At 71.6% G+C, this 10,006-nt stretch carries 10 protein-coding genes and 1 pseudogene; 5 read left to right on the plus strand and 6 right to left on the minus strand.

Features of this window, described 5'->3' with window-relative positions; all coding sequences use genetic code 11:
• Positions 1-8: 8 nt before the first annotated feature.
• Positions 9-275 carry a hypothetical protein gene (locus AR3_RS33015; RefSeq protein ID WP_390099602.1) on the minus strand — a complete coding sequence of 89 codons (267 nt, stop codon included), beginning with the start codon at positions 273-275 and terminating at the stop codon, positions 9-11.
• A gap of 35 nt (positions 276-310) precedes the next feature.
• Here AR3_RS33015 and AR3_RS32725 point away from each other — a divergent pair, with 35 nt between their 5' ends.
• Positions 311-439, plus strand: coding sequence for a hypothetical protein (locus AR3_RS32725; RefSeq protein ID WP_281179295.1), 129 nt, complete (start codon positions 311-313; stop codon positions 437-439).
• A 517-nt stretch (positions 440-956) separates the two neighbouring features.
• Positions 957-1,897: pseudogene (locus AR3_RS27665) on the plus strand (IS481 family transposase); the annotation flags it as partial.
• Here the strand turns inward: AR3_RS27665 and AR3_RS33020 are convergent.
• Together AR3_RS33020 and AR3_RS27670 are read right to left on the minus strand one after the other, a co-directional pair.
• On the minus strand, positions 1,875-2,474 hold the full coding sequence (locus tag AR3_RS33020; protein WP_083952157.1) for a transposase: 600 nt from the start codon (positions 2,472-2,474) through the stop codon (positions 1,875-1,877). The pseudogene AR3_RS27665 and the gene AR3_RS33020 sit on opposite strands and share 23 nt — an antisense overlap.
• A gap of 11 nt (positions 2,475-2,485) precedes the next feature.
• Positions 2,486-3,001 carry a 2-thiouracil desulfurase family protein gene (locus AR3_RS27670; RefSeq protein ID WP_067918392.1) on the minus strand — a complete coding sequence of 172 codons (516 nt, stop codon included), beginning with the start codon at positions 2,999-3,001 and terminating at the stop codon, positions 2,486-2,488.
• 94 nt (positions 3,002-3,095) lie between these two features.
• Between AR3_RS27670 and ctaD the strand changes: the two genes are divergently transcribed.
• Together ctaD and AR3_RS27680 are read left to right on the plus strand one after the other, a co-directional pair.
• Positions 3,096-4,769: an aa3-type cytochrome oxidase subunit I gene (gene ctaD / locus AR3_RS27675; protein ID WP_067918394.1), complete on the plus strand. Its 1,674-nt coding sequence runs from the start codon at positions 3,096-3,098 to the stop codon at positions 4,767-4,769.
• A gap of 165 nt (positions 4,770-4,934) precedes the next feature.
• On the plus strand, positions 4,935-5,528 hold the full coding sequence (locus AR3_RS27680; RefSeq protein ID WP_245637936.1) for a class I SAM-dependent methyltransferase family protein: 594 nt from the start codon (positions 4,935-4,937) through the stop codon (positions 5,526-5,528).
• 63 nt (positions 5,529-5,591) lie between these two features.
• Here AR3_RS27680 and AR3_RS27685 read toward each other — a convergent pair whose 3' ends face one another.
• The 3 genes from AR3_RS27685 to AR3_RS27695 form a co-directional block, all read right to left on the minus strand.
• Positions 5,592-6,404 (minus strand): SDR family NAD(P)-dependent oxidoreductase, encoded by an 813-nt coding sequence (locus AR3_RS27685; protein ID WP_067918396.1) that lies wholly within the window; start codon positions 6,402-6,404, stop codon positions 5,592-5,594.
• Positions 6,405-6,629: 225 nt separating this feature from the next.
• Positions 6,630-7,616, minus strand: a complete 987-nt coding sequence (locus AR3_RS27690; protein WP_067918398.1) for an AurF N-oxygenase family protein — start codon at positions 7,614-7,616, stop codon at positions 6,630-6,632.
• Between the two features lie 34 nt (positions 7,617-7,650).
• Positions 7,651-8,358, minus strand: coding sequence for a TetR/AcrR family transcriptional regulator (locus AR3_RS27695; RefSeq protein WP_227023314.1), 708 nt, complete (start codon positions 8,356-8,358; stop codon positions 7,651-7,653).
• Between the two features lie 212 nt (positions 8,359-8,570).
• On the opposite strand from AR3_RS27695, the gene AR3_RS27700 reads away from it, so the two are divergent.
• A partial coding sequence (locus AR3_RS27700; RefSeq protein ID WP_157406806.1) for an FtsX-like permease family protein occupies positions 8,571-10,006 on the plus strand: 1,436 nt, incomplete at its 3' end.

Consider the following 10,006-nt stretch of genomic DNA (forward strand, 5'->3'; position numbering starts at 1 on the left):
CGGTGTTCTTAGAGTTTGCTGCGGACGTGTCGCGGTGCTGCAATATCGTCACGGCGGTCCCCGAACGGGCCGATCAGCAGGCGGCACCTGGCCGCCGCGGCTGTCGCGCCGGGTGCCCGCCAGGGTTCGACCGGGCCGTCTTCCAGCGACACAGGCGTGGTCGAGCGCTGTGTCAACCGGCTCAAGCGATGGCGCGGGATCGCCACCCGGTTCGACAAACTCGCCCGCAACTTCAGGGCGACAGTCGTGCTGCTCACCGCCTTGTTCTGGATCAACGAATGATCCACCGGACAGGCCATAGTTCTGCGGCGTGGTCGGCACTCTCTCCTATTTGGGCTCCGAGACGGTCGACGGCGCCCCTGCTGGTACGGGGTTCGCCTGGGGCGCGGCCATGCTGTTCGCGGCCACCGGGCGGCAGCCGTTGAGGTTGAAGGCGTGAGGCTGTCCGCTAGGGGCGGTGGAGGCGTTGTTCGGGGGAAGAGCCCGCCCCTGGGTTTGGGTTTGGTTGTTGTGTAGGCCCGCCGTGAGTCGGCGGGCTTTTGCTTTGCTGGTGTTCTCAGAGCTTGCTGACGATGGTCGTCGCGGTGCTGCAATATCGCCGCGACGATCCCCGAACGGGCCGATCAGCAGACGGCACGAGGCCCCTGCGGCTCTCGCGCCGGGCGTCCGCAGGTCGCTGTTCGGCCCGGCCGTCTTCCGGCGCCGCAACGAGTTTGCATCGCGGATGCCTCAAGCGATGCTGTTTGGTTGCCGCGCGGTTCGAGAGCCTCACCCGCACGTACCGGCAGCGATGGTCCTGGTCCTGCTCTGAATCAACACTTGGTCCACCGGACGCGCCCTAGGTGTGCTGTTCGGGGACGTTGGTGTACACGCCTTGGGCGGTTCGTGAACGGCAAGAGGGCCTTCTGGTTTCGGTGTGGATTGCGACATCTACCACCGACGTCCAGGAGGCCCTCGTGTCCCACCGTAACGCCCCGCTGACCCCGACCGGACGCCTGAGCCTGGCCCGGTGTGTCGTCGAGGAGGGCTGGTCGCTGCGGCGGGCCGCTGAGCGCTTCGGCGTCAGCCACACCACCGCCGCGCGGTGGGCGCCCCGGTACCGGCACCTGGGCGAGGCCGGCATGCACGACCGCCTCCGGCCGGCCGCATCACAGCCCTCGACGGACACCGCCGCACATCGAAGCGCAGGCGCTCGCCCTACGCCGCGCACACCGCATCGGCCCAGTCCGCCTGGCTGCCCGCACCGGCATCACGGCTTTCCACCGCGCACCGCATCCTGGCCCGCCACGGACTGCCGCCGCTGGCGGCGTGCGACCGGGCCACCGGCGAACCCGTCCGCCGCTGTGAGCATCAGCGTCCCGGCGACCTGGTCCACATCGACGTCAAGAAGCTCGGCCGCAACTCCCGGACGGCGGCGGGCACAGGGTCCTGGAGCGCGCCGCGGGCCGCGCCAACCGCACCGGCACGGGCTACCTCTATCTGCACACCGCGCTGGACGATCACTCCCGCCTGGCCTACACCGAGATCCTGGCCGACCAGACCGCCTGTGTTCCTGGTCCGCGCCACGGCCTGGTTCGCCGCACGCGGCGTCACCGTCCGGCGTGTGCTGACCGACAACGCCTGGGCCTACACCAAGACCACCTGGCGCACCACCTGTGCAACGCTGGGCATCAGCCCGCGCTGGACCCGGCCCTGGCGGCCCCAGGCCAACGGCAAGGTCGAACGCTTCCACCGCACCCGGCTGGAGGAATGGGCCTACCAGTGGCCCTACGCCTGTGAAGCCGAAAGGCAGGCCGCCTTCGGCGACTGGCTCGACTGGTACAACCACCACCGACACCAGACCGGCATCGCGGGCCAAACCCCAGCCGACCGTGTCACCAACCTGCCCGAACAGCACACCTGGGGCGTGTCCGGTGGATCATGCGTTGATCCAGAACAAGGCGGTGACCAGCACGATCGCCGCCCTGAAATCGCGGGCGAGTTTGTCGAGCCCGGTGGCGATCCCGCGTCATTGCTTGAGCCGGTTGATACAGCATTCGACCCACGCCTGTGGCGCTTGTAGACGGCCGGGTCGAAGAGCGGCGGGCGTCCGCGCGCGAGCCGCGGCGGGCCCTTGCCGCCTGCCGGTCGGCGCGTTCGCCAATGGTCGCGGCGATCCCGCGGCGCCGCAGCGACCGGCGGATCGCCGCCGAGCTGTAGGCCCTGTCGGCGATCCCCCGATCCGGCCGGCACCGCGGGCGGCAGGACCACTGCGCGGCACCGCGATCTGCGACAGCACCTTGGGGAAATGCGGTGCAGTCGTTGACGTTGCCCGGCGTGAGCACGACCGACAGCGGCAGACCACGCCCGTCCACCGCCAGATGGATCGTGGTGGTCAGCCCGCCCCGTGACCGCCCGAGCGCCTGCCCGAACGCCCGGTTCGTTTGTGCGGGGCGGGGTTCTTGGTTGTGGGCCCGCTGGTTGACGGCGGGCATTTGTGTGGTCGTCAGGACTTGCTGCGGCCTTCTAGTTGGGTCAGATAGACGGCGGCGGACTCGAGTTCGTCCTCGTTGAAGACTCGGATGCCGGCACGCTCCAGCAGCGCCGTCGTGACGCCCTGGCCGGGGGTCGACCTGCCGGAGAACGTGCCGTCGTAGACGCGGCGGCTGGCGCACGACGGGCTGCCCTCCTTGAGGACGGCCAGACGGGCACCGGCGCGTTGCGCCGCCTCCAGCGCGAGGTGCGCGCCGCGCACGAACGCCTCGGTGACGTCCGTCCCCGACCCGGTGACGACCTTGGCGGTCCCGTCCAGCACGGACGCGCCGTCGCGCGACGGGCCGGAGCCCACGATCTCCGCGGGCGGGCGCGGCACGGCCAAGCCGCCCGACACCTCCGGGCAGAACGGCACCAGGCGCCCCTCGGCGCGCCACCGTGCCAGCAGCCGGTCGTCCACCCGCTTGGCGCGGCCGTCGTACCGCACCGGAGTTCCCAGCAGGCACGCGCTGACCAGGATCTTCTCCACGTTCTCAGCCTATTGCCACGCCGGCGAGGAGTGCCCGGCGTGTGACCGGGCACTGACGAGTCGTTGGACGGATCCCGTTGACAGGGAGCTCGGCATGGTCCTCCTCGGCAAGCCGCTTGCGGAGGCTCCTCCCCGGCGGCGTCCCCGCGGGTCGCTCGTGGTGTCCTGGATCACCACCACGGACCACAAGGTGATCGGCCACCTCTATCTGATCACGTCGTTCGTGTTCTTCCTGCTGGCCGGGCTGATGGCCATGGTCATCCGGGCGGAGCTGTTCTCGCCCGGGCAGCAGTTCGTGAGCAACGAGCAGTACAACCAGATGTTCACCATCCACGGCACGGTGATGCTGCTGCTCTTCGCCACCCCGCTGTTCGCCGGCTTCGCCAACGTGGTCATGCCGTTGCAGATCGGCGCCCCCGACGTGGCGTTCCCGCGGCTGAACATCGTCAGCTACTGGCTGTTCCTGTTCGGCGGGCTGATCGTGCTGGGCGCCTTCGTCTCGCCCGGCGGCGCCGCCAGCTTCGGGTGGACGGGGTACACGCCGCTGTCCGACGCGGTCCGCTCACCCGGCGTCGGCGGCGACATGTGGATCATGGGGCTGGTGCTGTCGGGCCTCGGGACCATCCTGAGCGGCGTCAACTTCATCACCACGATCATCGGGATGCGGGCGCCCGGCATGACGATGTTCCGGATGCCGATCTTCACCTGGAACGTGCTGCTGACCAGCCTGATGGTGCTGATCGCCTTCCCGATCCTGGCGGCGGCGCTGTTGGCGCTGGAGGCGGACCGCAAGTTCGGCGCGCACGTCTACGACCCCTCGACCGGGGGAGCGCTCCTCTGGCAGCACCTGTTCTGGTTCTTCGGCCACCCCGAGGTGTACATCATCGCGCTGCCGTTCTTCGGGATCGTCACCGAGGTGATCCCGGTGTTCAGCCGCAAGCCGCTGTTCGGCTACTTCGGCATGGTCGCCGCGACCGTCGCGATCGCCGGACTGTCCATGGCGGTGTGGGCGCACCACATGTTCACCACGGGCCGGGTGCTGCTGCCGTTCTTCTCGTTCATGACGTTCCTGATCGCCGTGCCCACCGGGGTGAAGTTCTTCAACTGGATCGGCACCATGTGGCGCGGCACCCTCAGCTTCGAATCGCCGATGCTGTTCTCCGTCGGATTCCTGGTGACCTTCCTGTTCGGCGGGCTGACCGGCATCATCCTCGCCTCCCCGCCGCTGGACTTCCAGGTGCACGACTCGTACTTCGTGGTCGGCCACTTCCACTACGTGGTCTTCGGCACCGTGGTGTTCGCGATGTTCGCCGGGTTCTACTTCTGGTGGCCGAAGATGACCGGCACGATGCTCGACGAACGGCTCGGCAAACTGCACTTCTGGACGCTGTTCGTCGGCTTCCACACCACCTTCCTCGTCCAGCACTGGCTGGGGGCCGAGGGCATGCCGCGGCGGTACGCCGACTACGCCGACGAGTTCGTGGCGTTGAACCGGGTCTCCAGCGTCGGGGCGTTCATCCTCGGCGCCTCCACGCTGTTCTTCTTGTACAACGTGTACGTCACCGCGCGGCGCGGCAGGCGGGTGGCCGCCGACGACCCGTGGGGTTACGGCAATTCGTTGGAGTGGGCGACGTCCTGCCCGCCGCCCCGGCACAATTTCACCTTCATCCCGCGGATTCGATCGGAACGTCCCGCGTTCGACTTTCACTATCCGCGGTCGGTGGGGGAAGGGGAGGGACGGAACGCTCCACAACCCCCGGAGCGATGATCGTCCGACAGCGGTCAACCGGCGGTCTTTTCCGGACAGCGGCGAGCGCGACGCCCTACCTTTGGCCGCATGATCAAAGCCCGAGATCCGTCTGGGCGCGACTGGGCCGCTTGGCACCGGGCGTATGACGATCCTCGATCGGCCTTGTCCCGGAGGCTGCGCACCGTGCAGCAGCGCATCCGGGAGGCGCTCGACACGGCGTCCCCGGGTCCCGTGCGCGCGGTGAGCCTGTGCGCGGGGCAGGGCCGCGACCTCATCGGCGCCGTGGCGCGCCATCCGCGGCGCGCCGACGTGACGGCGCGGCTGGTGGAGTTGAACGAGGCCAACGTGCGGGCGGCGCGAGCGGCGGCCCGGCGGGCGGGGCTGACCGGCGTGGAGGTGGTGGCGGGGGACGCCTCGCACACCGACGCCTATACCGGGGCCGTCCCCGCCGACCTGGTCCTGGTGTGCGGGGTGTTCGGCAACATCACCGACGCCGACATCGAGCGGACCATCTCGATGCTGCCGCAGCTGTGCGCCCGAGGCGCCCACGTCGTGTGGACCCGCAACCGGCGGCCGCCGGACATCACCGGCGACATCTGCCGCTGGTTCGAAAAGCACGGCTTCGAGAGGCGCTGGCTGTCGCCGCCCGAGGAGAAGGCGTTCGGCGTCGGCGTCCACCGGTACCTCGGCGACCCCGTCCCGTTGGAACGCGGGGTTCGCCTGTTCACCTTCGTCGGCTACGACATCCTCCGCAAAGGCGCCCCCTGGCCGACGTGACCCGCCGCGCCGCGGAACGGCCGCCCGGGTCGGATCACGGGCGGCCGCGGGGCCGGTGCGACGTCAGCCGGTGAGGCGGCGAACGGCCCACTGGGCGGCGCGGACGGCCCCGCCGGGGCTGAGCCGGGCGCCTCGCCAGGCGGCGCGGCCGTGCGCGGGCGCGACGATGAGCGCGCGGTTGCGCTCGACGCCGCGCATGATGTCGCGGGCCAGCTTCTCCGCGGTGTAGAGGCGGGGGGACGCCTTCTTGATGTCGTCCTTGGCGTTCCCGCTCATCGCCGTTTCGGGAAGGCCGGGGTTGACGTTGGTGAGCAGAGGCGTGTCGACGAAGCTGGGGCAGACCACGCTGACCTTGACGCCGCGGGCGGCGGCCTCGGCGCGCAGGGCGAGGGACAGGCCGACGACGGCGTGCTTGGTGGCGGTGTAGGGGATGCCGATCGGCATGGGGACCAGCCCGGCCAGCGAGGCGGTGTTGACGATGTGCCCGGACCGCTGGTCCAGCATGATCGGGTACGCGGCGTGGACGCCGTGCACGACGCCCTTGAGGTTGACGTCGATCGCGCGGTTCCAGTGGTCGAGGGTGAGCTCTTCGGCCAGGCCGCCGATGGCGATGCCCGCGTTGTTGAACACCAGGTCGAGGCTGCCGTACTCGGCCTTGACGCCCTTGTAGACGTCGGAGACCGCGTCGGCGTCGGTGACGTCGAGGGCGGCGCTCGCCGCCCGGCCGCGGCCCAGGCCGTTCAACCGGTCGGCGACCTTCTGGGCGCCCTCGCCGTCGATGTCGGTGACGACGACGGTGTCGCCGCGGGCCACCAGGGCGGTGGCGATCGCCCGGCCGATGCCGGACGCCCCTCCGGTGACGATCGCAATGCTCATCGCGCGCTCCTGCTCGGGCGGATCGCGGGGCCGAGGGGCGGGGCGGTCCGTGCGGTGTCGGCCCCGCGATCCTGTATGGGATGTCGTGGTGAATCGGGGGAGTGTTGCGCGGCCCGCGACGACGGCGGCGACCGGCGGGACGTCCGGTCGCGATGCCGCCGGATGCCCTCCGCGCGGCCGTGGCCGCCCCTGGGCGTCCGGGGCGCTCGGGTCCGCCGGGGACGGTCAGCCGGCGGTGCGGACGCGGGGGGCGTCCCAGATGCCGAAGGCCTTCCAGATCTGGCGGGTCACGGGGGTGATCAGGCCGAGCTCGGCCATGAGGTCGCGGACCTTGCCGACCGACTCGCAGACCTGGGCGCGGGCCTCGGGGGTGCCGTACGCCTCGCGGACGACGTCGCGCGGGATGCCGAAGTGGCGCACCATCGGCCCGGGCGGCGACAGCATGATCCGCGCCATGATGCCGAGGACGATCGGGGCGGTGAGGCCGAGCAGGCGGCGGCGCGTCCGGCTCATCTTGGGGACCCGGTGGCGCAGGTAGTGCCGGGCGAAGGAGATGTGCCGGGCCTCCTCCGCGATGTGGATCTTCATGATGGTCTCCTCCAGGGGGTGCTTGATGTGCCCGCCCTTGAGGGACTTGCGCTGCACGTAGTCGATCGGGTCCTCGCCGCCGAGCACGAACACGAAGAACAGCTCGGTGCTGACCAGCGGAATCCACGGGGCGGCCTGGGCGATCAGGCTGAGCGAGCGCGGCATGCCGCGGATCGGCATCCCGGTGCGGTTGACGAACTCCTGGAACATCATCCCGTGGTGACATTCCTCGGTCGTCTCGTGGTAGACGTACCGGAACTCGGGACGGCCGTTGGGGAGCCGGTAGGCGTAGTTGAGCAGTCCGCGCTTGAGCAGGTTCTCGAACTGAAGGCCGATCTTCATCGCGGTGGCGACGCGCCACAGGCCGATCTGCGCGCGGATCTCCTCCGGCTGCGACCGGTACCACTCGGTGCGGGCGAGGGCGTCGATGGCCGGGTCGAGGATCCACCGGGGGTCGTCGGGGTCGACGGCGTACTCGGGGTCGTCCCAGGGGATGTCGGCGTACGCCTCCCAGTGCTTTTCGACCGACGCCTTGTTCAGCCGTTCGATGACCCCGAGGTAGGACTTGCTGTCCTTGACTTCTTCGCGGATCTCCTCGGCGAGTGCGGTGGGGGCTTTGGTCATGGCAGGGGCTCCCTTGCGGTGGTGCGCCGGCGCGTCACGCCGGGCCGGGACGCGCCAGGGCGTCCGCGGCCGGGCAGGACGATGCGCGCCCGGGGTCGTCGTGGTCGGGGACGAGCACCCGGGCGATGCTCTTGACCTGTGTCAGCACGGCCTCCTGGTGACCGCGTTCGTCGTCGTCCAGCGCGTTCTGCACCGACAGTCCGATGAACATGGCGAACACGGCGCGCAACGCGGTCGGGACGAAGTCCTCGGGCAGCCCGGTGCGGGGGAACAGCCGATCGAAGACCTCCAGGATGACCTGCAGGATCCGCTCGTTGAGGTCGCGGCACAGCAGCCGGAGCTCCTCGTCGGTGCGGGCGGCCACGGCCAGCTCCAGCAGGGCCCGCGCGGGACGGCCGCGGAACACCTCCCACAGCAGGTCCAGCGCGCCCTCGACGTTGCGCCGCTCGGGCGGCAGGTCGGCGAACGCCGACTCGTAGGCCAGCCGCTGCTGTTCCAGCAGGTGCTCCACGGCGGCGGCGACGAGCACCATCTTGGTCGGGTAGTGGTGCTGCTGCGCGCCGCGGGACACGCCCGCCCGGCGCGCCACCTCCGTGGTGGACGTGCCCGACCAGCCGAGCTCGACCAGGCACTCCATCGTGGCGTCGAGCAGCAGCCGCTGGGTGCGGGTCCGTCGTTCCTCCTGGGTGCGGCGGCTCGCTCCGCGTCCGCGGGCCGGGCGTCGCCGTGTACTTACTGACACACCTCGACGGTAGGAGCGGAACAAACAAGCAATCAAGCCTGCTTGTATGTTGCCCTCATCACAATTGGACATCGTGTCTGATTAGTGGGGCCGGTGGTGCGTCGTACGCCCGGTGGTGTACGGGACGGGGCGCGGCTGCGTCCCCGGATGCAGGAGTGATCACTCTCTCCGCACGACGACGCGGCGGTCGGCGGCGCGCCAGCATCGTCGGCATGGGGTTCGTCGGCATGGGCAACGTCGGCATGGGCAACGTCGGCATGGGGAACGCGGCAGAGGCGGCACTGTCCGCCTTGGGTGGCGGGCGGGCGGTGGCGACCCGGCTGGCGGTCGGCGCGATGCGGGCGCGGCCGGGGCGCGTCGCCGCCGCACTGGCGGCGGTGTCCCTCGGTGTCATGCTCCTGAGCGGCGCGCTGGTGCTCGGCGACACGCTTCGGGCCGTCGGCGAGTCGTCCATGGCTCCGGGGCGGGCGACCCTCCTTCGCGGTGCGCTGGGAGCGATCGAGACGGCGGCCGTGCTGGCGGCGTGGTCGGCCATCCATCACGTGTTCGCCGCCACGGCGGCCCCGTGTCTGAGGGAGGCGTCAGTGCTGCGGACGATCGGCGCGTCCCGCGTGCAGGTGGCCGCGCCGATGGCCGTTCAGGCCCTGGTGATCGGAAGCATCGGGACGCTCGCGGGGCTGGCGGGCGGGATCGGCTTCGCCGAGCTCCTGGTACGGGCCCTGGACCCGACCCCGCACGGCCTTGTGATCACCAGCGGGGCGTTCGCGGTCGCCGCGCCGGTCGGACCGCTGGCCGCGCTGACGTCCGCGGTGCGGGCCGCGGGGGCGGCGCCTTCGGCGCCGCGGGTGCCCGGCGCCGAAGGCGGCGTGTCCGAGGCTCGCGTGCTCGTGGGCACGGCGACCGGGCTCGTGGCCGCCGGCGCGGTCGTCTGGGGCGGCCTGGCGGGGACCCCGGCGGTGGCCGAGGCGGGCGCGGTCATGCTCCTGGGCGCCGTCCTGCTGCTCGGGCCGGTGGCGGCCCGCCCCGCCGTCGCGTTCGCGGGGGCCGCGGCGGCGGGGCTGGGCGGGCTGCCGGGGGCGCTGGCGCGCGGGGCCGCCTCCCGCAGTCCGCGCCGCACCGCCGGGGCGGCGACCGCGCTGATGGCCGTGATCGGCGCGGCGACCATGGCGACCGTCGTCGCCGGGTCGCTGCGAGCGTCCCTGGAACGCGACGCGGCGGGCTCGGCCCAGGGCGTCGTCGCCGCGTCGGCCCGCCCGCACGGCGCGCCGCCCGTCGAGAACCGCGATGCGGCCACGTCGTCCGCCGACCTGGAGGCCATGCTCGGCGCCGTCGACGCGATGCTCGCCCTGGCGGTCGTGATCGCGGCGCTGGGCGCCGCGGGCGCGCTGGCCGTGGGCGTGCGCGAACGCGCCCGCGAGATCGGCCTGCTGCGCACCGTCGGGGCGACCGGCGCGCAGGTCGCGGCGATGGTGCGATGGGAGGCGCTGATCGTGGCGGTGTTCGGCACGGTCGGCGGCGCCGGGCTCGGCCTCCTCGTCGGGTGGGCGCTGACCGGGGCGCTGCAGCAGCCGTTCGCCGCCCCGCCCGCACGGCTGGCGGCGGTCGCGCTGGCCGGCGTGCTCACGGCGGTGCCGGCCGCGCTGCCGCC

This window comes from Actinomadura rubrobrunea NBRC 15275 (assembly GCF_001552235.1).
Lineage (GTDB): Bacteria > Actinomycetota > Actinomycetes > Streptosporangiales > Streptosporangiaceae > Spirillospora > Spirillospora viridilutea.